The organism is Shewanella basaltis, from assembly GCF_023283885.1.
Lineage (GTDB): Bacteria > Pseudomonadota > Gammaproteobacteria > Enterobacterales > Shewanellaceae > Shewanella > Shewanella basaltis.
The window spans coordinates 26,246-52,990 of record NZ_JAKILA010000018.1 but is presented as its reverse complement, the minus strand read 5'-3'; the positions used below and the strand labels follow the sequence as shown (position 1 = coordinate 52,990).

At 43.5% G+C, this 26,745-nt stretch carries 21 protein-coding genes and 1 pseudogene; 14 read left to right on the top strand and 8 right to left on the bottom strand.

The window, feature by feature from the left end:
• Positions 1-73 precede the first annotated feature (73 nt).
• The 4 genes from mrcB to pepB all read right to left on the bottom strand — a co-directional run bounded on the left by mrcB (position 74) and on the right by pepB (position 9,859).
• On the bottom strand, positions 74-2,374 hold the full coding sequence (mrcB, locus tag L2703_RS13245; protein ID WP_248971562.1) for a penicillin-binding protein 1B: 2,301 nt from the start codon (positions 2,372-2,374) through the stop codon (positions 74-76).
• Between the two features lie 62 nt (positions 2,375-2,436).
• Entirely contained in the window at positions 2,437-5,031 is a 2,595-nt protein-coding gene (gene hrpB, locus L2703_RS13240; protein ID WP_248971606.1) for an ATP-dependent helicase HrpB, read from the bottom strand.
• 212 nt (positions 5,032-5,243) lie between these two features.
• Complete coding sequence (locus L2703_RS13235) at positions 5,244-7,550, bottom strand: putative bifunctional diguanylate cyclase/phosphodiesterase (protein WP_248971561.1); 2,307 nt, start codon at positions 7,548-7,550, stop codon at positions 5,244-5,246.
• Between the two features lie 1,034 nt (positions 7,551-8,584).
• Positions 8,585-9,859: an aminopeptidase PepB gene (gene pepB / locus L2703_RS13230; RefSeq protein WP_418358155.1), complete on the bottom strand. Its 1,275-nt coding sequence runs from the start codon at positions 9,857-9,859 to the stop codon at positions 8,585-8,587.
• Positions 9,860-10,092: 233 nt separating this feature from the next.
• Here pepB and sfsA point away from each other — a divergent pair, with 233 nt between their 5' ends.
• From sfsA to L2703_RS13190, 8 genes and pseudogenes are all read left to right on the top strand, one after another.
• The gene (gene sfsA, locus L2703_RS13225; protein ID WP_248971559.1) at positions 10,093-10,797 is read left to right on the top strand and encodes a DNA/RNA nuclease SfsA; all 705 of its coding nucleotides are present in this window, start codon (positions 10,093-10,095) and stop codon (positions 10,795-10,797) included.
• Between the two features lie 137 nt (positions 10,798-10,934).
• Positions 10,935-11,378, top strand: coding sequence for an RNA polymerase-binding protein DksA (gene dksA, locus L2703_RS13220; protein WP_248971558.1), 444 nt, complete (start codon positions 10,935-10,937; stop codon positions 11,376-11,378).
• 124 nt (positions 11,379-11,502) lie between these two features.
• A complete protein-coding gene (gene gluQRS, locus L2703_RS13215) occupies positions 11,503-12,390 on the top strand; it encodes a tRNA glutamyl-Q(34) synthetase GluQRS (RefSeq protein ID WP_248971557.1) in 888 nt (295 codons plus the stop codon).
• A 74-nt stretch (positions 12,391-12,464) separates the two neighbouring features.
• A pseudogene (gene pcnB, locus L2703_RS13210) lies at positions 12,465-13,936 on the top strand (polynucleotide adenylyltransferase PcnB).
• Positions 13,937-13,941: 5 nt separating this feature from the next.
• On the top strand, positions 13,942-14,427 hold the full coding sequence (folK, locus tag L2703_RS13205) for a 2-amino-4-hydroxy-6-hydroxymethyldihydropteridine diphosphokinase (RefSeq protein WP_248971556.1): 486 nt from the start codon (positions 13,942-13,944) through the stop codon (positions 14,425-14,427).
• A 60-nt stretch (positions 14,428-14,487) separates the two neighbouring features.
• Entirely contained in the window at positions 14,488-15,282 is a 795-nt protein-coding gene (gene panB, locus L2703_RS13200; protein WP_248971555.1) for a 3-methyl-2-oxobutanoate hydroxymethyltransferase, read from the top strand.
• A 63-nt stretch (positions 15,283-15,345) separates the two neighbouring features.
• On the top strand, positions 15,346-16,203 hold the full coding sequence (panC, locus tag L2703_RS13195; RefSeq protein ID WP_248971554.1) for a pantoate--beta-alanine ligase: 858 nt from the start codon (positions 15,346-15,348) through the stop codon (positions 16,201-16,203).
• A 448-nt stretch (positions 16,204-16,651) separates the two neighbouring features.
• Complete coding sequence (locus L2703_RS13190) at positions 16,652-17,170, top strand: DUF4124 domain-containing protein (protein WP_248971553.1); 519 nt, start codon at positions 16,652-16,654, stop codon at positions 17,168-17,170.
• 17 nt (positions 17,171-17,187) lie between these two features.
• On the opposite strand, the gene L2703_RS13185 is transcribed toward L2703_RS13190, so the two are convergent.
• Positions 17,188-17,385 (bottom strand): YheV family putative zinc ribbon protein, encoded by a 198-nt coding sequence (locus L2703_RS13185; protein WP_248971552.1) that lies wholly within the window; start codon positions 17,383-17,385, stop codon positions 17,188-17,190.
• A 146-nt stretch (positions 17,386-17,531) separates the two neighbouring features.
• On the opposite strand from L2703_RS13185, the gene L2703_RS13180 reads away from it, so the two are divergent.
• Both L2703_RS13180 and L2703_RS13175 read left to right on the top strand, forming a co-directional pair.
• Entirely contained in the window at positions 17,532-19,442 is a 1,911-nt protein-coding gene (locus tag L2703_RS13180) for an ABC transporter ATP-binding protein (RefSeq protein WP_248971551.1), read from the top strand.
• A gap of 47 nt (positions 19,443-19,489) precedes the next feature.
• On the top strand, positions 19,490-19,960 hold the full coding sequence (locus L2703_RS13175; RefSeq protein ID WP_248971550.1) for a TIGR02444 family protein: 471 nt from the start codon (positions 19,490-19,492) through the stop codon (positions 19,958-19,960).
• Here the strand turns inward: L2703_RS13175 and L2703_RS13170 are convergent.
• On the bottom strand, positions 19,953-21,542 hold the full coding sequence (locus L2703_RS13170; RefSeq protein ID WP_248971549.1) for a GMC family oxidoreductase: 1,590 nt from the start codon (positions 21,540-21,542) through the stop codon (positions 19,953-19,955). The two genes, L2703_RS13175 and L2703_RS13170, sit on opposite strands and share 8 nt — an antisense overlap.
• Positions 21,543-21,567: 25 nt before the next feature.
• Positions 21,568-22,080: a TAT leader-containing periplasmic protein gene (locus L2703_RS13165; RefSeq protein WP_248971548.1), complete on the bottom strand. Its 513-nt coding sequence runs from the start codon at positions 22,078-22,080 to the stop codon at positions 21,568-21,570.
• Between the two features lie 112 nt (positions 22,081-22,192).
• Between L2703_RS13165 and L2703_RS13160 the strand changes: the two genes are divergently transcribed.
• The 3 genes from L2703_RS13160 to L2703_RS13150 all read left to right on the top strand — a co-directional run bounded on the left by L2703_RS13160 (position 22,193) and on the right by L2703_RS13150 (position 24,478).
• Positions 22,193-23,179 (top strand): hydrolase, encoded by a 987-nt coding sequence (locus L2703_RS13160; RefSeq protein ID WP_248971604.1) that lies wholly within the window; start codon positions 22,193-22,195, stop codon positions 23,177-23,179.
• A gap of 21 nt (positions 23,180-23,200) precedes the next feature.
• A complete protein-coding gene (locus L2703_RS13155) occupies positions 23,201-23,449 on the top strand; it encodes a YheU family protein (protein ID WP_248971547.1) in 249 nt (82 codons plus the stop codon).
• A gap of 132 nt (positions 23,450-23,581) precedes the next feature.
• Positions 23,582-24,478 (top strand): phosphoribulokinase, encoded by an 897-nt coding sequence (locus L2703_RS13150; protein WP_248971546.1) that lies wholly within the window; start codon positions 23,582-23,584, stop codon positions 24,476-24,478.
• 461 nt (positions 24,479-24,939) lie between these two features.
• Here L2703_RS13150 and L2703_RS13145 read toward each other — a convergent pair whose 3' ends face one another.
• Positions 24,940-25,719 (bottom strand): tetratricopeptide repeat protein, encoded by a 780-nt coding sequence (locus tag L2703_RS13145; protein WP_248971545.1) that lies wholly within the window; start codon positions 25,717-25,719, stop codon positions 24,940-24,942.
• A 360-nt stretch (positions 25,720-26,079) separates the two neighbouring features.
• Here L2703_RS13145 and crp point away from each other — a divergent pair, with 360 nt between their 5' ends.
• On the top strand, positions 26,080-26,715 hold the full coding sequence (gene crp / locus L2703_RS13140; protein WP_011638731.1) for a cAMP-activated global transcriptional regulator CRP: 636 nt from the start codon (positions 26,080-26,082) through the stop codon (positions 26,713-26,715).
• Positions 26,716-26,745: the final 30 nt, after the last annotated feature.

Genomic DNA, 26,745 nt, shown 5'->3' with positions numbered 1-26,745 from the left:
TCTGCGTAACAAACATACAAAAATGCCCAACGTCGACTAGACCTTGGGCTTTTTACTAACGGCAAATAACTTGCTAGCCACCCACCAGCTTTTGCCACCAGGATAAAGGTTCACCGCAATTTTCAGCGGGACGATAACTGGTCTCTAATGCTGGCAAGCTGATAATGTTGTCACAGTTACCTTGTTTCGCGACACCCGTCGTACGGTCGAAGTAACCGTTAATCACACCATTGACAGGAACCATCCGTAAACTCAACGGTGGACGTTGCTGTAAAAAGGCCTGATACACCGCCATTGCGCCGCTACTGCCATATAAACCCGTTTTACTGTTGTCATCTTGACCGACCCAAATAGCCGCCACGTTACGCTCATCAAAGCCTGCAAACCAAGAATCGCGACTGTCGTTACTGGTACCCGTTTTGCCGGCAAGTCGCACCCCAGGGAACGCAGCACCTAAACGCTTAGCTGTACCCGAACGCACCACATGATTCATGGCATATTGCACTAGGTAGTCAGTGGCTGGCGCTATCGCTTGCGAGCTGGGTGCTCGACTCACATCCAACGCCTGGTTTTGGCTATCTAACACCGCGGTAATCGAGGTTAATTTACGATATCGACCTTCGTCTGCCAGGGTTTGATAAACCTGCGCCACCATCAATGGTGAGCCATTGACCGCACCAAGTAACATTGACGGATACGGCGATACAGACTCATCCCAACCCGACTTTTGTAAGGTAGACACCACATTATCAACCCCCACTGCCAAGCCTACATTGACCGTTGGTACGTTCATCGAGTCTTTGATTGCGGTGAGTAATGGTACTTGGCCGCTAAACTTTTTATCGAAATTTTTAGGAGACCAGGTTTTGCCTTGCTCGTTTTTTAAGGTTATAGGTTTATCGTCAATTGGCGTAGCCAACGAAAACTTATCGCTTTGATTAAGCGCACTGGCATACACAAAAGGCTTAATTAACGAGCCAATAGGACGACGGATCTCCACGGCACGATTAAAGCCCTCGTATCCAGGCACTTTATCACCCACCATTGCCGCAATCCCGCCGGTGTATTTGTCGGTAACGACCATGCCAACCTGAATATTTTTTGCCCGCTTGTCTAATGAAGCCATAGTCGATGATACTGCTTTTTCGGCAGCTTCTTGCGCCATAGGATCAAGTGTTGTGTACACTTTTACACCAGATTGCTGCAGCAACGAGTCACCATAACGCTCACGTAATTCTTGTTTTACCACAGCAAAAAAGGCCGGTAGTTTTTGATGCACTGATTTTTGCGAGCTGCGTAAGCCAAGCGGAGATTCAGCTGCAGCCTTGTATTGCGCAACAGTCAGTTTGTCATTTTCCATCAATAAACGCAGAACCAAATCACGACGCTCTTGCGCCCGCTCAGGGTAACGCCAAGGATTGTAGTAAGACGGCCCTTTAATAACAGCCACCAAAAATGCTTGCTGTGACACAGTTAATTCACCCACTGGGCGACCAAAATAAAACTGCGAGGCTAAGCCCATTCCGTGTACACCGCGGGCCTTGTCCTGCCCCATGTAGACTTCATTTAGGTAGGCTTCTAAAATTTCATCTTTGCTGTACCTAAAATCAATAATCAGTGCCATAAGTGCTTCACGTACTTTACGCACAATAGAGCGCTCGCTGCTTAAAAAGAAGTTTTTGGCTAACTGTTGCGTCAGAGTCGAGCCGCCCTGCACCGTACGACCTGCACTGATGTTAACTAATGCAGCTCGGGCAATCGCTAATGGATTAACACCATGGTGATCATAAAAACTGCGATCTTCGACTAAAATTAGCGCATCAATAATACTTTGCGGCATCTGTGGTGCGGGAACAAATAAACGGTCTTCGCCGTCACCGGCAATGATGCGATCAAGTAGCACAGGTTCTAAATGAAATACGGCCAACTCACGTTTATCAGACATGCGCTTAACCGAGCTAACCCCTTCAGAATCAAAGCTTATCATTACTCGTTGCTCGGCTTGATTGCCTTCTGGGTGCAAAAATGGACGACGCCATAACTCAATACGGGTACTTGATGCAGAAAACTCACCCACTTGGCGTGGGTTAGCGACTTTGCGATAACCCAGTAGTTTTAATTCCGCCATTAATTGCGGGTGGTTAACCGCGGCACCAGGATATAAGGCCATAGAACGACTGAACATTTGCGCCGGTAAATGCCACTTTTGTCCTTCAAATTTTTGCGCAATAATTTGATCTAAATAGATCGCATAAAAAGTCACTACCGCAAGCCCGACTAAGGTAAGCTTCCAGATTAAAGACCATAACGATCGCCACCATGATCTGGTCGCTTTTTTAGCGCGAGGTTTGTTCGTTGTTGTTTTTTTTGTCATAAGTCATTTTTCATGTCATTTTGCACAATAATCAATACGCCATCGTTAAATAAATAAGGCGCCTATAATCCAGGGGTTTTCTTTTTAGTAAATTTTGTCGCTACGGTATTAACAGGATCGTCAGGCCACAAATGGCGAGGGTAACGACCCCGCATTTCTTTTTTCACCTCAACATAAGGCCCTTGCCAAAAGCTGGCTAAATCAGCCGTTACCGCCAATGGACGTTGTGCTGGTGAGAGTAACGCCATGGTCACGGTCATTTTTCCCTGCAATATACTCGGGCTTTGTGCCATCCCCAAGGCTTCTTGCAGACGAACACTTAATAAAGCTCGGCCCTGCTCTGCATCGCTGTGATAAAAATGGCCATTCTCGTCAAGGGGCATTTGATAGGTTATCGGTGCCCGTGTTCCCGTTGCCATTAGCCAATGTGTGGGCACTAACTGTTCGAGTAATGTTTGCTGCTGCCAGCTTAAGCTATTTTTAACTAACCCATAAGCATCGACCTTAGCTAAAGCCGCCAGCGAGTTAACTTGTTCAATATATGGCCCTAACCAATCTGACAAGCTAGCCAATAAGTGTGTGTCAGTTAAGCAAGGCCAGTCATATTCTGGAGCATAAAAGCGAGCTAACTCGACTCGGTATTGTAACTGGATTAATGCGTCATCACGATTAAGGATTGTTAACCCTTTAACACGAACTTGTTCTAACAATGCCGCGGTAATTTGAGCTCGCTCTGGCGCGATGCCGGTTTCCGTTTTAATGATGATTTGCCCAATTTTGGTTTGTTTTTCAGCAAAAAATCGTCCTTTAACCTCATCCCAGCCTCCTTGCACTTGCTGGGTGACTAACGCCTTTAATTCATCATTAAACAGTCGATCATCGAACCTAGCGGCTAAATAGACTTGGCCCGCGTTTCGGCCCTGAGTCTCTTGAAAGTCAGCAACCACTAACCATGGTTCGTGCGCCAAACTATCATCCGCAGCGATCACCACGCCAGTTCCGTTACTTAATAAAAAACCATCTTGACCACGCGCTTTGGCAATACGATCTGGGTAAGCAAGCGCTAACAAATAACTCACGTCTCGAGTTGATGCCTGGCTAATGGCGTTTTGTACCGACCCAGAGACACCCAAAGATTGTTGCCATTGGTGCACTTGTTGTTTTATTTGCCCATGAAGCGCTTCGCCAAGATAATGATGAATATCAGCGCCTTTTTTGGGTAAACCACGCGCTTCAATAATACCGGCTAACACACAGGCTAACACACACAATTGCGGTTGCGACTCTGCGTGAGCCAGGTGTTTCGCTTTAAGTAGCATGTGAGCCAAACGCGGATGGCAGCCTAATGCGTAAGCTTCGTGCCCCAATGATGTTAATTTTCGTTGTGGGTCAGTTAACGCTAACTGCTGTAACAACTGCCAGGCAACCTGTTCATGAATCGCTGGCGGCGGCGTTAACAACGACAACTCACTAAATGACTTAGCGCCCCAATTGGCACAGTCTAATGCCATTGAAGTCAGTTCGCTTAGGCTAATTTCTGGCTCGTCAACTTTGCGTAATCGTCCATGTTCTTCTTGGCTCCATAAACGCACACAATACCCTGGAGCTAAACGTCCAGCTCGACCACTGCGCTGCACAGCAGAAGCCTGGCTAATGCGCTTAAGCCCTAAACGCGTTACACCGGTTTTAGGGTTAAAACTGGCCTCGCGCCGATAACCACTGTCGATAACAATCGTTATCCCCTCAATGGTTAAACTGGACTCGGCAACATTGGTTGCTAATACAATTTTGCGCTTGCCAGGTTCAGTTAACCCTATGGCGCGATCTTGCTCTGCTGGGGGTAAATCCCCATACAAAGGATAAATTAGCCATGATGAGTCTAAACGCTCATTAAGCAAACGAGCCAGTTTATTGATTTCACCTTTACCAGGTAAAAACGCCAATACACTGCCAAGTTGATATTCAGCTAAGCTGGCATCATTTACGGTATCGTTAATCACACGGGCCATATGCACTAACCATGGCTGCTGCGAAGGGCAAGGCAAATATTGATGCTGCACTTCAAAACTGCGCCCTTGGCTATTAATTTGCCGCGCATCAGGCATTAAATTGCTCAACGACAAACCAGATAACGTAGCCGACATAGCGATAATGGTTAAGTCAGCGCGCAGGGATTGCTGTACTTCAAGGGCAAGAGCAAGGCCTAAGTCTGTGGGTAAATGACGTTCATGGATTTCATCAAAAATGATCACCGCAACCCCTGTTAACTCAGGGTCATGCTGGATCATCCGGGTTAAAATACCTTCGGTGACAATTTCAAGGCGAGTTTGTTGACTTACATTGGTATCGCCACGAACGCGATAACCTACATCTTGGCCTACTGGCTGGCCTAACTGTTTAGCAATAAATTGCGCCACGTTTCGTGTCGCAACTCGCCTTGGTTCAAGCATGAGTATTTTGCCGTTAATTTCTGGCCAACTTAGCATGGCTAATGGCAATGCAGTTGACTTACCTGCACCGGTAGGCGCTTCAATAATAAGTTGAGACTGCTGTTTAATGGCGCTGCGAATATCGACTAACACATCATGGATTGGCAAAGAGGCGGCACCCGCCTGCTGGGTGGAGCGTAATGAGTCTGACTTGGCGGTGTTAGGTATGGTCAAGGTATTTACTGTGGCAGTGATTTTACGCGGTATTTTATACTAATCGAGAGCATATACCCAATGCGGCTGAAGATGTTCAATTAACGTCAGATTTTACATAAAGGTAAGCAAGGTGTGGGGCATAAATCTTAGCTTATCTTTCACAATACTTATCTTTGCAAGAATGAGCCCGACACACAAACACCATAATATCAACACCTGTAATGCTAAAGGTCTAATGCTTTTCGCTCTTCTTCAGTAATGACACTCGTCGCGTCTGTTAACCAAGGGCTTCGAAGGCCGCTAACAAGCTCAATTAAACGAGTAGGTTTGTTGATTGCGTAACCTTGGGCATAATCAACGCCAATGTTTCTCAGGTATTCACCAATGTTTGTGTTTTCAACAAACTCGGCAATCACTTCAAAATTCATGTCTTTACCTAATTGGCAAATCGCCGACACAATGGCTTTGTCGTGGCGATTACTGCATAAATTCACCACAAACTGACCATCAATTTTGACATAATCAACATCAAGGCACTTTAAATAAGCAAAACTGGAAAAACCAGAACCAAAATCATCTAGGGCCAATTTACAACCAAATGGTTTCAGTAAATCGATTAATCCTGTGGCTTGCTCTAACTGGCTAACAGCAGCGGTCTCGGTAATTTCAAAACACAATTTATCAACAAGCTCAGGCTCAACCATTAAGCGCATTTCAAGCCAGTTCATAAATTTTTGGTCCGCCAATGACATGGCTGACAAATTAACCGACACCATAGACAGTTGCTGCCAAACATTGAGGTTTTCGCCACCCCATTTTAGTAAATTATCAATGACCCAACTGTCGACACGCGGCGCTAGGTTATAGCGTTCTGCAGCGGGTAAAAACACTCCTGGGGACACATAGGAACCATCGCTTTGTACCATGCGTAGCAAGATTTCCATGTGTATGCCGCTCTCTTGCTTATTAAGCGGCTCAATGAGTTGGTAAAACAATTCAAATTGATTGAGTGCCAAAGCCCCGGCAATATCGACAGACGCTAACATCTGGTTATACATGATGTGCATTTGCGGATCGTCTGGATTATAGAAATGCCAGCGATTGCGGCCGTCTTCTTTTGCCAACTGACATGCAGCGTCGGCTTTACTCATTACGCCATAAATATCGCTATCACCATAGTCGACCTGTGCAATACCAATGCTGGCACTGATATTGTGTTTAATGCCTTTCCAAATAAATTCATGATCAAACAGTTGCTGGCAGATTCGTTTAGCAACCAGTTGCGCCGAAGCCTTGTCTGAGTAATGCATTAATAAACCAAACTCATCACCACCAAGGCGAGCAACAACATCGCCTTTGCGTAACAATTGCTTTAAACGCACGGCAACTTGTTGCAATAATTGATCACCCGCCAAATGGCCACTGAGATCGTTAACCACCTGAAATTGATCAAGATCGAGAAAGGCAATGCATGCCGGAATATGCTCTTCATCGTTTAGTAAATCGTCGAGCATATTCTCAAACTGCACTCGATTAGGCAGTCCGGTCAGCATGTCATGATGGGAATGGAAAGACAGTTCATCGGCCAAACGGTAACGTTCGGTAACATCTTCTATCATCAGTAATAGTTGCTTTTGGCGGTTTAATGCATGACAAAAGCTGAACTTGTACCAATGATTTTGGGCACCATTGCGTAAAGGGATCTCACACCACGCCTGCCGTAAAATACCTTCGCGAACAATATGTAAGGTGTCATTAAGCAACGGGTGGTCTTCATCACGTAATACGTGAAAGAGGTTATCGCCTTGCCTAATAGGCAAAATACTTAGCCAAATATCATTTTGCAGTACGACGGTATTATGTAAATCAATTAAGGCACATGCCATTGGCAGTAGCTGGAATAACTCCTGATACTGCTTATCTTTGCTGTCAAGCACCACAGCTAAACGGCGCAGTTCTAGCGCCGACGCGAGTTGATAGGCTGTGTCATCAAGTAATTTATACACAAACTCACATGGATTGCTCTGACTTGTGGCGCCTTTGGAGTCGGTAACACACAAGGCGCCTAATATGACTTTAACATTACCAACTTGTAATACCGGACTGATTGCAAGATGTTGGCAATCAATGTTTAACGATGAAAAAGTTTGTAATAATGGCACCAGCAAAGGCGCCTCATCGAATACGGTTTGATTATCATCTACTGCGCAATAAATAATGGGCTGAGTATTTTCTAGTAGCGATTTACATAATTTTTGATGGCTCTGCACCGCTTGATTAAATTGAACACTAACATCAGTTAACGCGGCAAAGTGACTGGCACAATGCTGTTCGGTAGTGTCGATGATGTCACTGTCGGGTGCAAACACGTTATCAAATTGGCTGGTCAATATAAATGCAGCACTGCATTCAAGTCGCTCACAGACAAGCTCAAGCGCCCGATTGAGCAGATCTAACACCGAAGTATTATTCCCTTCAATAGGTCCATTCGTAAAAACACTTTTCAACAGTTGTTGGGTGCTATCTGCCATTCATCAACTCAATCAAAGATTGCAATTCAATTTGCTCAGGAATAAAAACATGGGTTTTCGTTAAGTTTGTCACTTACACTTGTTTTTAGTGTAGTTTAGTCAATCACAATTAACGAGATTTGTTTATATCATGCTGTATTAATAATCTATTCGGGTTAGGGTTTCAACCCATTACTAATTAAGGGATTACGCAAACCGGTTTGAATCTCCCCAAGATGAGCAATTCATCTCAGTTAATAAAAACCATCAATAAAACAAATATCTATGATGTAGCATGGGTTGCCAACCTTATACAGTTCAAGTACGGCGTGTGTTAGAGAGCGTAATTTACACATGCAATTATGTTTTTGAGATCCTGTAGATCGGACCAGTTACTCAGGGTTACTGAGCAAATAAAATGAAGACACAAGGGTATATATCAACAGAAAGACTGATTAACCTCAACTCTGGATAAGAGATGTATTGATAACGATATAAATCAATAGATTGACTAAAATCCACTGTCAAGCTTGTGATTTGTTTTGCTAACAAGGCGAATTAACGCGTCAATAGCTAGCCTATTGCAAGTTAATTCAACGCAGTGAGGAAGGCAAAGGACTGCTTGAAAGGCGTTTGTTATCCAGAGCTGAGGTTTATTAATATCTTTAACAACAAAAGAATCAACCACCCCATTCCAGTCAACAATTAACGCAACATATTAGCATGCTGTATTTACTCATATTGCGATGAAGTCCAAACTACCAAAAACATTAATTCTTAAGGTTATATCAATCTTAACTAACCTGAACTCTAGATAGCTAGCATACAGTCTAGTCAGCAAACATTGGGGTTTCGCAAAATAAAAAACCGCTAATAATGGCGATTCACTATTAGCGGTCTACATTTCATTTTTTACAATTTAATGATTAACATGTTACTGGTTAACGTTGGCTAATCTTTCAAGGCTTAAGTCATTACCGACGCCTCAAATAATGCTGATGACTCTTACATAACGTCCACTTAAACAAGATGTAACCAGCAAGGATTAACTGGCACTAGTCTTTTAATAACTCAGCAATGGTTAACACACCATGAGTTGTTGCACCTGCAGCCCACAATGCTGAAGCTGAAGACTCAAATGCCGCCGCTAAGTCAACATGCAACCAGTTGGCTTGTGGTGACACAAAACGCCATAAGAAACCAGCCGCATTAGATGCGCCGCCAGCTCCTCCCCCTTTTACAGGACGACTGTTTGCTGTGTCTGCGTACGCCGATGGACACATATCTTTGTGCCAAGGATCTAACGGTAATGGCCATACGTTTTCAGACACCGCAGCCGCACGTTTTTGTGCCAATTGGAGAGTGGCGGTTTGTGGTGAGAAGATAGCATTGTAGTTAGAACCAACAGCCATAACTGCAGCACCAGTTAAGGTTGCAGCGTCAATAATCAATGGCGCACCCGTTTCTGACGCGGCCTGTAGACCATCGGCTAACACTAAACGCCCTTCTGCGTCGGTATTCACAATTTCAACTGTGGTGCCATTTTTGTAAGTTAAAATATCACCCAGCTTAAACGCACGACCACTGACTAAGTTTTCTGCGCAACATAAAAACAGTTTTACGCGTTTATTTAATCCAGCTTTCATTGCTAAACCAAGCGCGGCTGTCACCGTCGCCGCGCCGCCCATGTCACACTTCATGGCCAACATACCTTCGGATGACTTAAGGCTATAACCGCCAGAGTCAAAGGTTATCCCTTTACCGACCAAGGCAACTGACACCGGAGCATCTGCTGCAAGCGGATTAAAATCAAGCTCAAGCAATGCAGGTGGACGCTCACTGCCACGACCCACAGCATGGATACCCACCCATTTTTTTTCTAACAGTTCTTGGCCTTCAACAATATTAAAGCTGATTTTGTCACCACCAATGTCTTTTAACCAGGCAGCTGCTTGAGTTGCTAAACCGACAGGCGATAAATCTTCTGGTGTGTCATTAATTAACTTACGAGCAAATTGAGCGGCCTCAGCACGTTGAGTTAACGTAGCTTTATCTGACTCACTGCCACACCAAAGCACTTGATAACCCGCTTTAGCCGTGGCAAAACCTTGTGCAAACGCCCACTGAGAATGCACGTTCCACAAATCACCCGCTAACTGCACAGCATTTACGCCTTGATTACGTATTTTTCTTGCTGCCATTTGCACTTGGCGTAACTCATCACTACCAGATAGGTGGATCAAAGATTGTGCGCCTTGATAAGTTACATCCGCTTTACCCCAATGAGCCGCCGGCGCCTCATTGGTCAGCATTACCGTCATAATATCCATAGTCATTCCTTGTTGTGCGCAAAATAGCGCTAATACGTAAGAGCTGGTTGTGCTTTACTCGTCAATTGTTTAAATAGCAATGCTTATTAAGTGAATACATTACTATCAATACTGGAACAACAGCCCAGTCTAAAACTCGAGCGAATGGCAGTAGTGTAGACAAAACATAATCGATAAACCAAGCTAAAATTTGTTAGCATTGTTGTAAATGAACCAATGGCATATTTACTCACATGCAATTTGAACCCAAATTAGAAACTGGCATATTACTAAAACGTTATAAACGCTTTTTAGCCGATGTCAGCCTGCCAGATGGACAGATCATCACCATTCATTGCCCCAACACAGGTTCCATGAAAAACTGCCTATTTCCGGGCCAGCCAGTTTGGTTTTCAACCTCAGATAACCCCAAACGAAAATATCCCCACACCTGGGAGATAATGCAAACAGATCAACAACATTTGATTGGTATCAATACCGGACGAGCTAACGCCCTTGCAGAAGAAGCCATCAAGCAACATGTGATTACTGAACTGCAAGGCTATGACACGTTAAAACGCGAAGTAAAATATGGCCATGAAAATAGCAGAATCGATATCTTGCTCACTAGCCAAACCCTGCCAGAATGCTATATTGAAGTGAAAAGTTGTACCTTACTAGAAGACCATGTGGGTTACTTTCCTGATGCCGTCACAACGCGGGGACAAAAGCATCTACGTGAACTCATCCAAATGGTCACTATGGGCCACCGAGCAGTATTATTGTTTGTGGTGCAGCACAGTGGCATATCAACAGTAAAACCCGCGCGCCATATTGACCCACAATACGCAGACTTACTTGAACAAGCCGTCATTCAGGGCGTTGAAGTGTTAGCTTATAAAACAGCCCTTTCACCACAGGTAAGTCAAATAATTGCCCCCTGTAACGTGATACTGTAAATAAAAACACTGAAATACTAAGCAAAAAATTTGCCTAGCTATAGAGTTTCTGGTATAGATAGCGGCCGTAAAAATAAGACATAGCGGCCGTAAATTTAAGACGCCCTTAAAACGCAAAAGATTACAGGAGATGCGTTATGCCTGAAGGCACTAAAAAACTTGGCGTACTCGCTATTGCTGGTGTAGATGCTTACCAGGAGTCAGCTGGTGAAGAGTACATGAATAGCAAGCAACGTGGTCACTTTAAACTGATCCTCGAAGCATGGCGTAACCAATTGCGTGAAGAAGTCGACCGTACGTTAACTCACATGCAAGATGAAGCTGCAAACTTTCCTGATCCTGTAGACCGTGCAGCACAAGAAGAAGAATTCAGCTTAGAACTACGTGCTCGTGATAGAGAACGTAAGCTTATCAAGAAGATAGAAAAGACATTGCAGAAAATTGAAGAAGATGATTTTGGTTTCTGTGACTCTTGCGGTATCGAAATCGGTATCCGTCGTCTTGAAGCTCGTCCAACTGCCGATCAGTGTATTGATTGCAAGACGCTAGCAGAGATTAAAGAAAAACAGATGGCGGGTTAACCCGTTATCCAATAGGGCGAGATTATCTCGCCCTTCTGTTTTCTACAACTGACATAAACAGCATAGTCACTCACCATGCCATGTGATTGTCTGTGTAACCTTAGCGACTAAAAAATTCACCGCTATGAGCAATACTCACTATATTGGCCGTTTTGCGCCATCGCCTTCTGGACCATTACACTTTGGGTCACTTATCGCCGCATTAGGTAGCTACCTGCGCGCCCACAGCCAGCAAGGCAAATGGTTAGTTCGTATTGAAGACATTGACCCCCCTCGTGAAATTGCCGGTGCCAGCGATGATATTCTTCGCACACTAGAAGCCTATGGCCTACATTGGCATGATTCAGTGTTATACCAACACCAACGTTATGATGCCTATCAACAGCAAATAGATCTGCTAGTGAGCCAAGACCTCGCCTATTTTTGCCAATGTACTCGTAAACTCATTCAGGCCAATGGTGGGCTTTACGACGGGCGCTGTGGTCAATGTCAACCTCTGCTCACCCAAGGCGCAATACGGATCCGTAACCAAGCAAAAGTCGGTACATTTACAGATATTGTACAGGGCAGAGTTACCGTCGACAGCCATTTTGCCGCCGAAGACTTTATCATCAAACGTAGCGATGGACTGTACGCTTATCAACTTGCCGTGGTATTAGATGACGCTTTTCAAGGCATCACCGAAGTGGTCAGAGGCTGCGATTTATTAGACGCTAGCTGCCGACAAATAAGCTTATTTTCGCAACTAGGATTAAGTGCACCTACTTGGCTACATTTACCATTAGCTTGTGCAGAAATAGGATTTAAGTTATCAAAACAAAACCATGCGCCAGCCATAGACACTAAGCAGCCGCAAGCCAGTATAAATGCAGCCCTGAGCTTCTTAGGTCAACCCAGTGTTGACGTCGATGCCGTCGAGGTTATGCTCCAACAAGCAGTGGCGCAATTTAGCTTGCAAAGGATCCCCAAGCAAAAAGAAATCGTATTAGACAAGACAAACCTGGCGACATAATAAAAAAATGCGATTAAGGTGACGCATTAACGGCTTTTAGCCACATCGCACATATACTCATTGCATCACATTTAATGTATTATACCCGCCAGATTTTTAATCAATTTATTCTAGTATCACGAGGTGTATTATTTTTCGCCGTATCAGCCAATTCTGTAAACAGCTATTTGAAGACAACAAAGTAGCTCCAGTCCTTGAAGCGCCCATTCAAGAAGATGGCTTACGTCTGGATATCATCTCCAGAGATGGTCACTCCATTTCACGTCGCCAAATTAGTGAAAACGCACTAAAAGTGCTTTACCGTCTGAATAAGTCCGGTTACAAAGCCTATTTGGTTGGCGGCGGTGTGCGCGACATTTTACTTGGTTTACAACCCAAAGATTTTGACGTTGTAACCAATGCCACACCCGAAGACATTAAAAAATTGTTCCGCAATTGCCGTTTGGTTGGCCGTCGTTTTAGGCTCGCTCATATCGTGTTTGGTCGTGATGTAATCGAGGTGGCAACGTTTCGTGGTCATCACTCAGAGACAGACGATAAAGTGTCTAAATCAAATGCAGAGGGGCGTTTACTACGTGACAACGTTTATGGCGAAATCGACGAAGATGCCGAACGTCGCGACTTCACCATTAACGCCCTCTATTATGACATTAGCGACTACTCTATTCGCAGCTATGGCGGTGGAATAAGCGACCTTAATGCGCGCACAATCAAACTGATTGGCGATCCTGAAACACGCTACCGTGAAGACCCTGTGCGCATGTTGCGTGCAGTTCGATTTGCAACCAAACTCGACATGCAAATCGATGCAACCACCGCAGAACCCATAAAAACATTGGCGCCATTATTAAGCGACATTCCTGCCGCGCGCATGTATGAAGAAGTATTAAAACTCTTCTTTGCAGGCAAAGCAGAAGAAAACTATCAAATGATGCAACACTTTGGGTTATTTGCGCCACTCTTCCCGCAAGTGAGTGCGTTGATAAGTGAGTCGCCAAAAGGCCATGCAGCCAAAATGTTGCAAGCGGTTATGAGAAACACTGACTTGCGCGTAAGCCAAGACAAACCTGTCACACCAGCATTTTTTTATGCAGCAATACTATGGTATCCGCTTAAACAGCGTGCTGATGATATCGCTATCGAAAGCGGCTTAACCCTTTACGACGCTCACGTTGCAGCAATGGGCGATGTGATGGAACAGCAATGTCGTACCATCAGCATTCCTCGTCGATTTAGCACGCCTGCAAAAGACATTTGGCAATTACAACTTCGCTTAGAGAGAAGCCAGGGTACTCGTGCTTTTAAAATGATAGAGAACCCTAAATTCAGAGCCGCGTACGATTTGTTATTGCTTCGTGGCGAAGTTGAATCGGGCAATATTGCCAAAATAGCCGATTGGTGGAAAAGCTTTGTTGAAGCCGACGAAACAGAGCGTGGCGAAATCGCTAAAAGTAGCAGCAAAGGTAGCAACAGTCGTAATCGTAATGCACCACAACGCAAGCGCCGTCGTAAGCCTGCTGCTAAAACGAAACCCGCGGCTGAGTAATTAACGTGGCCATTGAGGTTTATGTCGCACTCGGCGCTAACTTAGCTAATCCGACACAGCAACTCGACTCTGCGGTTGAAGCACTGAGCACTCTTGCCACCGATGGCTCAGTGCGGGTTTCAAGTTACTATTGCTCAAAACCAATGGGAGACGTGATCCAGCCTGACTATGTCAATGCTGTCGCAGGTTTTGTTACCACATTATCGCCCATTAAGTTACTTGACGCATTACAAGCCATTGAGCAACAACAAGGTCGAGTAAGAATACAACGCTGGGGTCCGCGCACCCTTGATTTAGATTTGCTGCTATACGGACAACAGCAAATAAACGAAACGCGGCTAATTGTGCCGCATTACGGCATGAAACAACGCAGCTTTGTATTAGTCCCCTTAGCAGAGATTGCACCAACACTCACACTACCTTGTGGTGCCAGCCTTGAAAGCCTGATTAGTGTGACAATGTACGATGAATTGCAAAAGCTTATCGAGTAAAGTTGAGCATAAGCCGCACATTAAGCTCAGTTTTTAATCATTAATTTTTAAGAGTCTACTATGTCAAAAGTTACCAGTTCTACCCTGATTAAGTTCAAAAAAGAAGGTAAAAAGTTTACAGCATTAACCGCTTACGACGCCAGTTTTGCCGGCGCATTTGATAGCGAAGGTGTAGACGTGCTGCTCGTTGGCGACTCTTTGGGCATGGTGTTGCAAGGTCATGACGACACGTTACCCGTCACTATTGCCGATATTGCTTATCATACCGCTTGTGTCAAACGCGGTATTTCACGTTCGCTTTTAATAGCCGACATGCCATTTATGAGCTACAGCACGCCAGAACAAACCATGACCAACGCCGCATTGTTAATGCAAGCGGGTGCCAATATGGTCAAAGTTGAAGGCGGACACTGGTTACTTGAAAGCGTCAAAATGCTCACAGAACGAGGTATTCCAGTATGTGCTCATTTAGGCTTAACTCCGCAGTCAGTACATGTGTTTGGCGGATTTAAAGTGCAAGGCCGCGATGCTGAAAATGCCCAACGAATTCTTGATGAAGCCAAAGCATTGCAAGCTGCTGGCGCGCAATTATTAGTGGTTGAATGTATCCCACCACAATTGGCTAAAGCGATAACACAAGCCCTTACTATCCCTGTTATTGGCATTGGTGCAGGCGCTGACACCGACGGCCAAATTTTGGTTATGCATGATGTATTGGGGATTTCCAGCGGCTATATTCCTCGCTTTTCTAAAAACTACCTCAAACAAACAGGTGAGATCCGCTCAGCTATTCGAGCATATATTGACGAAGTGGCCAATGGCACCTTCCCAGCCGAAGAACACACTTTTAATTAACTGTTTGTGCAGCCCTTTAACACTGCGCCACCACACCATTTTTGATAAAGGTTCGACAACACCATGATGACCACAGCGGCAATTTCTACAATTCGTGAACATGTAAAAGCTTGGCGTGCCAAAGGCGAAACCGTTGCTTTTGTACCGACAATGGGCAATTTACACCAAGGTCATATCACGTTGGTAAATGAAGCGAAAAAACGCGCCGATCACGTTGTGGTGTCTATTTTTGTTAACCCCATGCAATTTGGGCCAAAAGAAGATTTAGACGGCTACCCACGCACATTGGCTCAAGACAGCGAAAAGCTAATCAATGCTGGTGCAGCGTTGTTATTTACCCCAACGCCAGAGATTATTTATCCCAAGGGTTTAGCCCAGCAAACCTATATTGAAGTGCCAAACATTGGAGATGAGCTGTGTGGTGCAAGCCGTCCGGGGCATTTTCGTGGTGTTGCAACGATTGTCGCTAAGCTTTTTAACATTGTTCAACCAGATATGGCACTTTTTGGTCGTAAAGATTTTCAGCAGTTATTGATCATCAAAACCATGGTAGAAGACTTATCAATGCCTATCGAAATCATTGGCATTGATACTATTCGCGAAGCATCAGGCTTAGCGATGAGTTCACGTAATGGCTATCTAAGTGCAGATGAAAAACACAATGCTGCCGCATTAAAACGGGCTATAGACAGTGTCATCCACGCAATTAAGCGTAATGAAGACCAGCAGCAAGCCATTGAACTTGCACTGGAACAGCTCAAAAATGCAGGGTTTACACCCGATTACTTTGATGTCAGAAATGCCAACACACTAGCCCAAGCCACCGCCAATGATAACCAACTTGTTGTTATTGCAGCCGCTTACCTAGGTAAAGCCCGCTTAATTGATAATGTGTCATTTTCTCGTCACATAAACGAATAATCAGTACCTGACTGTGTAAAACAAGCTAAGCTTCTAAAATAAAAAACAAAGATTGTTCTTATAATAAAAAATCAATTGTCAAAAAACTGGTTTTATCGATAAACTTGCTCCATATTTAAGCAGTATTAAGACCACATTGAGCAGCTAATGGTTGTACAATCGAGTAAACAGCATTCAAATGTAGTGAATATCCGGTAGCGTTGATGGCTAATGTCTTACTTGTATACGGTAAAACTATGTTAATCTGCTCTATTAATTGATGGATTTTTACCATCAGAACAATTAGCTTGTCGAACAAACAGACACCCAAGAGTGTCTGGTTAAATCACGGCCTGGATCATTTGTTATGCACTAGACATGGTGGTCAGTTGCACAAATGACAGAGTCATAAAATAGACTGAGTTTAGTTATAAAATCAGAATAGTACTGCAAAAGGATGTGTGGCCGCATGGCAAAAAGACTGTTATTCATGTTGTTCGTATTGAGCTCTTTTGGTGCTCATGCTAATACTATTTACAAATGCATGAAAGACGACAAAGTCGTGTTTAGTCAAACGGTTTGCCCGCAAGAATTTCGTCAACACAAAATTGAATATCAGCTCGGTATTACCACTGAAGTAGACTCAGACAAGCGTGAATTAAAAGAAGATCCGCTTAAAGCCCTGCTAAACAAACAAACGATATCCAAAGAAAAGCTACTGCAGTTATTGGATGCTGAAATCTATCGACTAAAGCAAGAAAACAGCTACTTTGAAATCCTTCGCGCTAGCGAAATTCAGAAGCTTGACAGAAAACGCTATTGGCAGACTAAGCCAAAAGACGACCCAAGCTATGGTATAGAGTTACAAGAAATTACAAATCGTTTTAATGAATTAACTAAAAACAATATTAATGTTATTAGGGTGTTGAATCAGCATAAAATGAAAATATCTGCTGAAACACCACCCGATGAATACATGAGTAACTAACCAGATAACTTAACGGCTTAATCTGGTTTAAACACACCTATCATATTGCCGCTGGCTTTTTTCGGCACTTCAATGTCCGTTTGCAGAGCGCGGTAATCACAGTCGGTACACTCTACGGTTTCTATACCGTTTTCTTTAAACAACAAAATACTGTCTTGTGCACCACACTTAGGACATTTAGCCCCTGCAACAAAGCGTTTTTTTATTTTGGTCATGATTTACTCTACGTCTATTTTTGATAAAAGTGTATACGACTATTTTGCCCTATTAGTCTTGTTACGTCCCGCGATTGTGGGAAATAAATTGCAGATGAGATATTATCTAGGCCATTATTCTCTATTCAGTATTCAAGTTGTAATTAATGATCAACATTAGCCAAGCACAATTAATTCGCGGCAGTAAAACGCTTCTCGATGACACTTCTCTGACTATTTACCCAGGCCATAAAGTTGGGTTAGTTGGTGCTAACGGTACCGGTAAGTCATCCTTAATCGCGCTAATATTAGGTCACTTACATCTTGATAAAGGTGATTTTAGTTTGCCAGCGGGTTGGCAAATTGCCACTGTAGCCCAAGAAACACCAGCGCTTGATGTCTCAGCGCTAGAATACGTATTAGATGGTGATGTTGAATTTCGACAGCTTGAAGCTCAACTTAATCAGGCTCAGCATGAAAACGATGGTAACGCTATCGCACTGATCCACGGAAAAATAGACGCCATTGGTGGCTATTCTATAAGGGCTAGAGCAGGTGCCCTGCTGGCTGGTTTAGGCTTTAGCGAAAATGAACAAAGCAACCCCGTTAAAAGCTTTTCGGGTGGCTGGCGCATGCGGCTTAACCTAGCTCAAGCACTCTTATGCCGTTCAGATTTATTATTGCTTGATGAGCCAACTAACCACTTAGACTTAGATACCATGTACTGGCTTGAAGGCTGGATAAAGTCGTATCAAGGTACGCTAATTCTTATCAGTCACGATCGAGATTTTATTGATGGTATCGTTGATGAAATTGTCCACGTTGAAAACCATAAATTAAATTTCTACAAAGGTAACTATAGCGCTTTTGAACGCGTGCGAGCTGAACGCATGGCACAACAACAAGTGGCTTTTGAACGGCAACAAAAAGAACGTGCGCACATGCAGTCATTTGTTGACCGTTTCCGTTATAAAGCCAGTAAAGCCAAACAGGCCCAAAGCCGCTTAAAAGCACTTGAGCGCATGGCTGAATTATTACCCTCACAGGTAGATAACCCATTTCAAATGGCGTTTAGAGAACCAGAAGCCCTGCCAAATCCGCTTGTTGTCATGGAAAATGTATCAATAGGTTACAGCGAAAAAACCATTTTAAAACAAGTACAACTGAACCTCGTGCCAGGTGCGCGTATTGGTCTACTTGGGCGTAATGGCGCTGGTAAATCAACATTGATCAAATTACTTTCAGGACAACTGCAAGCCCAAACCGGTAAGTACCAACCCAATCCGGGGCTAAACATTGGTTACTTTGCTCAACATCAAATTGAATTTTTAAGCCTAGATGACTCGCCACTACAGCACTTAGTTCGCCTTGCCCCGCCAAACACTCGCGAGCAAGAATTACGTAACTTTTTAGGTGGATTTGGTTTCAATGGCGACATGGCACTTGCCCCTGTTAGGCCATTTTCTGGTGGCGAAAAAGCCCGCCTGGTATTGGCATTATTGGTATGGCAACGCCCTAACCTATTGTTACTCGATGAACCCACCAACCATTTAGATTTGGAAATGCGTCATGCTCTCACCATGGCATTACAAAGTTTTGAAGGGGCGATGGTGATTGTATCCCATGACCGCCATTTGTTGCGCCTTAGTTGTAGTGATTACTATTTGGTTGATCAAGGCGTGGTAAAGTCTTTTGAAGGCGATTTAGATGATTATCACCAATGGTTACTCGACGCGGCCAAAGCTGCACAGGCTAGCCATAAAAGTGACAACCAAACGCCTGGCGAGCAAATTGATAAAAAGCAACAAAAACGCATTGAGGCAGAGCTAAGACAAAAAACATCTCCGCTAAAAAAGCAGCAAGCTAAACTGGAAACCCAACAACAAAAGATAGCTCAGCGATTGGCAGAGTTAGAAACCGAACTGGCAGATGGCAGTTTATACGACGCTGAAAATAAAGCTAAAATGACTCAAGTGCTTAACGAGCGGACAAGCTTGACCCAGGAGATGGACGAAAGTGAAATGAACTGGTTAGAGCTGCAAGAACAAATTGAAGAGATTGAACAAGCGGTTCAATAACCCCTTTTTTACTGCGGCGTTTACCCGTAAACGCCCTAGGAAAATCCATGCCCCAGAAAATGAATCCTTTTGTGTTTTCACAAGCATTATGGCAAGAATGCGAGCACACTTACTCAAAAAATCCTCAGTGGTACATCTCTTTGCAGGACAGCCATCAGGTCAATGTAAACTTACTACTATTAGCGCAATACCTTGACCAACATGTGTATTTTTTAACTACAGAGCAATGGCAAATGTTGTCAGATACTATTGCGCCATGGAATAACCAAGTGTTGGTGCCTTATCGTCAATTGCGCCGCATCGCAAAACGTCATTTAGCTCCTGATGAATACCAAAAAATGTTGGATGTCGAATTAATTATGGAGCGTAAATCGCAGCAATATATCCAGCAAAAGCTCAATACATTAACCCGACCATCTATCCAACACGATTGTTGCTCAACGACCAATGTAGACAACTACTTACGCTTATTTTCATTAGACAGCAAGGCGCTACAATACCCCCACATTATCACGTAGCACCCGTTAATTTTTGTGCCAATGCCGTGGCATTACGCGCAACAATACCATAAATTGATAGTTGCGGATTAGCACCTAGGCTTGTCGGAAATACCGAGCCATCCATCACAGACAAATTTTCAAAATAATGAGAAGCCCCATTGCTGTCTACCATGGCTTGGGTTTTATCTTCACCCATTGCGCAGCCGCCCATCACATGCGCTGAAGCAACAATCGTTTTAATTAAACCTAAATCAAGCTGATTAATGCCTTGTTTAGCATCATTCCAGGAGTCAAAAAAACTCAGTCCATCATGCATAGGCAATACTTTTTTGGCTCCTGCTGCAAATTGTAATTCTGCCATGGATAAAAAAGCCCGCTTTGCTCCACGCCAAAAACCTTCAGTTAATGGATAATCAAGCACAAAACTGTCATCGGTTAACCGCACTTGGCCACCAGGGCTTTGTTCATTAAAACCATCACGGATAAGCGCTATAGTGACCTGCATTTGATTAAAGTTTGCCATTAATTGCGCATGCGTAACCCCATAACCAATGGTTTTAGAAGCAATCAATACCGGATGCACCGGCGCGACTTCAAGCTTATAACCTAACTCGCCTGCGGCACCGTCTTGCCAAACAAACTCATCAGAATAAATAGACTGCGGCGCACCACTGTGACCATTAATTTGCTCAGAAAACATCGCACCAGATAATAATGACGGATGCAAAAAGGTTTTACCCAGCAGTTTATGAGGATCTGGCGTATTTGAACGCATTAATATGCTTGGCGTGTGAATTGCGCCAGCGCTTAAAATATAATGTTTGGCACTAAATGTTACTGTTAATGCTGTGGGCTTAAACCCTTCTGTCATGGCTTGTGCGGTTAGCCCTACGACCTTATCGCCTTTGTGCTCAAGTTTAACCACTTTGGCACGTGAAATTAACGTTGCACCATGCTCAAGCGCGCTGGGAATAGTGGTAACCAACATAGACTGTTTGGCATTTACTGGGCAACCCATCCCACAATAACCTGTGTTCCAGCAACCTTTAACATTGCGTTTTATAACAGTATGTTGCCAGCCCAGTTTTTCACAACCGTCACGCAACGCTGCATTATTACGATTGGCTTCATATTGCCATTGCTCTATATTGAGCCGCTGTTCCATTTTTTCAAACCAAGGTTGTAGCTCTGCCGCAGACAATCCTTTTACCGATTTAGCTTGCTGCCAAAACTCCAGTGTAGGTTGAGGTGTTCTTATCGATGTGGTCCAGTTAATCGTTGTTGAGCCGCCAACCGTGCGCCCCTGAAAAATACTCACGCCTTTATCGGCGGTTTTTAATGCGGCGGCTTGTTGATACAAATTGGGGTATGCATGACGCTCTTCCATATCAAAATCACTTGACGATTTTAATGCCCCGCCTTCAATCATAATGACCTTAAGCCCCGCCTGAGACAAAATCTCAGCCGCAGTGCCGCCACCGGCACCGGTACCAACAATGACGACATCGGCCTCAAAATGACGATTTTTTTCTAGCGTACTGGCATCAATGTGGTGCCAGCCAGCACTGAGCCCTGTAATAATCGGATCGATAATAGCCAAGAAAGCACTCCTTTATACACTAGGGTTAATTTGCACTACTCACCAAAAACGTTGGCTTGGCATAACGTAAGCTCCCCCAATGTTCAGGACAAGAATAATAACTGGCCATGATCAGCTCACGTAACCCAGAATAGGCTGTTTTTAGCATATCGAGAAAGTTAAATCGCCAAAACTCTAACATATTAATTAATTGCTGCGGCTCACGCCCTAACAATGGCGCCATACTGCCACTGAGCAACAACAAGCCAAAGCGTCCCTCAAGCAACTCTAACAGCTCCAGTAACTCATCTTGCTGTGCCTGAGGTAAATGACTAATCGATATCGAAATGGCATCTAATGTACGATTAATGGCCATTTCTCGATGACTAGGGACCTCTGGCAGGCTGCCGTCGAGAAAAATAGGGATGAATACACTAAACAGTACTCGATGATGGATATCATCTGGCGCTATTGTTAATGTTGGCGAATACAGATTAACGCCAAGTGCAAGTGCGGCCGTACCCGCAAAAGCACCTGTGAGAAAGGTACGTCGCTTCATTTACTTCCCCTTAGGATTATTGTTGTCAGTAATTTTTATATGCTAAAGTGGCATGAGCAACATTTAAACACACGTTTAAATATTCACAAACTAATGCAGATACATGTCCTTTATGAACAAGTTGTTTTCTCCGCCATGGTGGGCAACAAGCCCACACATACAAACGATTCTACCGTTTATTTTTAAAGTGACCAAACCGGTAACCTTTAGGCAAAGACAAGAATTACCCGACGGCGATTTTATTGATTTAGATTGGTTAGGCCAAGCACAAAATGGTGAGCCCATTTTAGTGGTGGTTCATGGCCTTGAAGGTAGCACAGAATCGCATTATGTGCGCCGAATCCTCACCGAAGCTAAAAAAGCCAAAATAACCGCCGTGGTTCATCATCACCGAGGGTGCTCAGGCGAGCCTAATCGTTTAGCTCGCAGTTATCATAGTGGCGATGTCAACGATTTAGCCTTTACCTTGTCGCAATTAACGCATTATTACCCAAACTCCCCGCTTTATGCCGTAGGATACAGTTTAGGAGGTAATGTATTAACAAAATACCAGGGCAGCGCGCAGCAAAACAGTTTAATAGAAAAAGCGGTTGTGGTGTCTGCCCCGTTAACGCTAGCGGCATGCGCCAAGCGCCTAGAAAGTGGTTTTTCAACCGTGTATCAGCGCTTTTTAATTAAGCGTTTACAACGCAAAATGCTCGACAAAATCAACACTGCCGATCTCACGGCACAAATGCCCATTAGTAAAAAACAACTTAAAATGCTCAATACTTTTTATTTATTTGATGACAAAGTCACAGCGCCTTTACACGGTTTTACTGGGGTCAATGATTATTACCAGCAATCGAGCGGATTGAGCTACTTACAGCACATCACTAAACCAACATTAGTTATCCATGCGCAAGATGATCCTTTTATGACCGATGATGTGATCCCAAACAAAGATCAACTTTCACCAATGGTAGAATATGAGCTTCACCCATTTGGTGGGCATGTGGGGTTTGTAAATGGCGGTTGGCCTTGGAAACCGACATTTTATTTAGAACAACGCATCATTAACTTTTTACTTGCTGACAACGACATCACAACCCAACAATAAACAGTGATAGGATGATTAACCATGCTTGTGCCATACGAAGCGTTACTGTCTTTACCTCAAGAAACTCTGCAAGCAATGATCAAAGAATATTTACTCACGCAACTTGAAGACGGCAGCTTCAGCGATGTGAATGAAGAGCAACTGATCCAGGCAACCGAGCGTTGTAAACTGGCGCTCAAAAAAGGAGAGTTAGTGGTTGAATACAGTGAAGATGACGAGTCCATTGCGATTCGTCACCGTGAGCAGATTTCAGCAAGAGTTAATGATTAAGCTGCATGATTAAGCAATAATTTGTTATAAATATTAACATTATCACCTGGGATTAATTGACCAAAAGGTGATGATTACCGTATAACTAGTGACTCGATTTTCTTTGGTGAATCACAAACGTAGGCAAACAACATGTCAGCAAAACACCCTATTATTGCTGTAACTGGTTCATCTGGTGCTGGCACCACTACCACGACAACAGCCTTTACTCATATATTCAGGCAACTTGGTATTAATGCCGCATTTGTTGAAGGCGACAGCTTTCATCATTTCACTCGCGCAGAAATGGAAGTATTAATCCGTAAGTCGCAAGCTGAAAATCGCAACATTAGCTATTTTGGCCCCGAAGCAAATAACTTTAAAAAACTAGAAGAATGCTTCATTAGCTATGGCGAAACCGGTAATGGCCAAACCCGTAGCTATTTACACACTTTCGACGAGGCCGTGCCTTTTAACCAAATGCCTGGCACCTTTACTCAATGGCGAGATCTGCCAGAAAACACAGACATGCTTTATTATGAAGGGCTGCATGGCGGAGTGGTCACCGATGACGCAGACGTTGCAAAACACGTTGACCTGCTAATTGGTATGGTGCCTATTGTCAATTTAGAGTGGATTCAAAAAATCATTCGCGACACCACAGAACGCGGCCATAGTCGAGAAAAAGTCATGGGCTCGATTGTGCGCAGCATGGATGATTACATTAATCACATGACACCACAATTCTCAAGAACACATATTAACTTTCAACGAGTACCCACAGTCGACACCTCAAATCCCTTTAGTGCAAAAGACATCCCAAGTCTTGATGAGAGCTTTGTGGTAATCCGATTTAGAGGCATTAATAATGTCGATTTTCCATACTATCTCAATATGATCCAGGGATCATTTATGTCCCGAGTCAACACCCTTGTTGTACCGGGAGGAAAAATGTCACTCGCAATGGAATTAATTCTGACACCATTAATTAAAGATCTTTTACAAAAGCGAATAGAATTACAAAACATCAATGATATAAAACCTGATTAAGCTTAGTTTAAGTCATTGGTACTACCATTGAGTTATCGTGATTTCAGACGAAATAACGACAGTTGATGTGCTTGGCACGCTAATTCCCCCTTTAATCTGTTAGCGTATTAAGCACATCAACGAAAACTGATTTTTTGATTCTCCCCCCCTCACAAGCAAAATCCAATTTAACCTGAACTCTGGATAAGAGATGTATTGATAATAAAAAATCAATAGGTTACACCAACCCGCATTAGAATGTGCTCTGTTAGCGAAAATGATCAGTGCGGTATTTGAGGTAGCTTTTTGAGGGCATAGTGCATTAGGTCATAGTGCACTTGGTTAAGAAAGGCTAACAAAGAAGACCACGCAAATAAATTCGCCCTTCGGGGGGGGCGTCATAAGCCCCATTACGGCTTCAAATGACTGGGGCTAGTGAAGCAGCCTAAAATAGATCAGATGCTAATAAGGAGGGGTATTATTTACATCAACGGAATAACTTCACGGTATGCTTGCTTATTCTGATACTGCTTTAATCGCATAATAAACTCATCACTGCGAGCAATCTCTGGGTTTTGTTTTAATGCTTCTATGGCTTTCTTTTGTGCATCAATAGCCGAGTTAAAATCGCCAATTTCTGCGTAACCAGCGGCTAAATTATCGAGTACGGTTGGGTCATTTTGGTTTTGCTCTAATAGCTTAAGCGCAATAGACACCGCGCGAGAGCCATCACGGTATTCGGCTTCAGGACAGGTGGCTAAAATCCAGGCAACATTACCCAATGATATGGCATCACCCGCTGCATTAAATTGCCCCATTGCTTTACCACAATTGCGTATTACGCCATCACCACCAGCAGAATAAATAAAACCCAAACGGAAGTTAGCCCATTTATCACCTTGTTCAGCCATTACAAGATACCATTTTTCGGCCAGGGCTAAATTACGAGGAAATAACTTTCCTTCAAAGGCCAAATCGGCCAAGGTTTGTTGTGCTTTAACATGATCTTGTGTGGCAGCCTGTGAAACCCAATACAAACCTGACTCGGTATTTTGAGCAACAAATCGCCCCGATAGGTACATCAAACCTAATAAAAACTGCGCATCTGTATCGCCCTGCTTGGCTTTAATTTGGATATGCACCAATTTACTGGCAGCCTGAGACTCTGCCGTTGGCGGAACATAAAATGCATTTGATGAGAAGCTAAGGGCACTCAGTGCCAATAAGCATGCGGCGACTCTAATTTGACTCTGTTTTTTCACGCACACCTCTACAACAATATAAGATAGTTTTAACAGTAGCTAACTCGCCTGCTATGTTCAATAGACAACCGCAAAAGTGAATAATTCAATCAACTGGCCAGAGCCTGTTGATCTTTTAAGGCTATTTTGACAGTAAACATTAACTGGCTCTAGTTAAGTGAAATACAATCGGGTAAGGTGTTAAATAAAAAACAGACCTTGATCACAAACACAATATATTTTATCTAAATGTTAATAAGTTAATATACACTACTGTCACTTCTAAATACGATCTCTATCAAAGTTTTTACGGTTTCAATAGCGTAGAATGCTTAATTAGACATTACTTACTTTCATTTTTAATCAATCGAGGAATATCGTATGGCTCTGATTGGTAAGCCAAAACCTGACCCAACATTAGAATGGTTTCTTTCACATTGTCACATTCATAAATACCCAGCAAAAAGCACATTAATCCATGCGGGTGAAGATTCTGACACCTTATATTACATCGTTAAAGGTTCTGTTGCTGTATTGATCAAAGATGAAGAAGGAAAAGAAATGATCCTTTCTTACCTTAATCAAGGCGACTTTATCGGAGAGCTAGGCTTGTTTGAAGAACAATCTGAGCGTACTGCTTGGGTTCGTGCTAAACAAGCTTGTGAAATTGCAGAAATTTCATATAAGAAATTCAAACAGCTTATCCAAGTCAATCCTGAAATCCTAATGAAGCTGTCTGCACAAATGGCGTATCGCTTACAAAGCACTAGCCAAAAAGTCGGCGACCTTGCCTTCTTAGACGTTGCTGGGCGAATTGCACAAACATTATTGCACCTTGCCAAACAACCTGATGCAATGACACATCCTGACGGCATGCAAATTAAAATTACCCGTCAAGAAATTGGTCAAATTGTTGGATGCTCGCGTGAAACTGTTGGCCGTATTTTAAAAATGCTTGAAGAACAAAATTTGATTCAAGCACACGGTAAAACGATAGTGGTTTACGGTACACGCTAATCTTGTGCATCGAGGTTATTTAACCCTCAG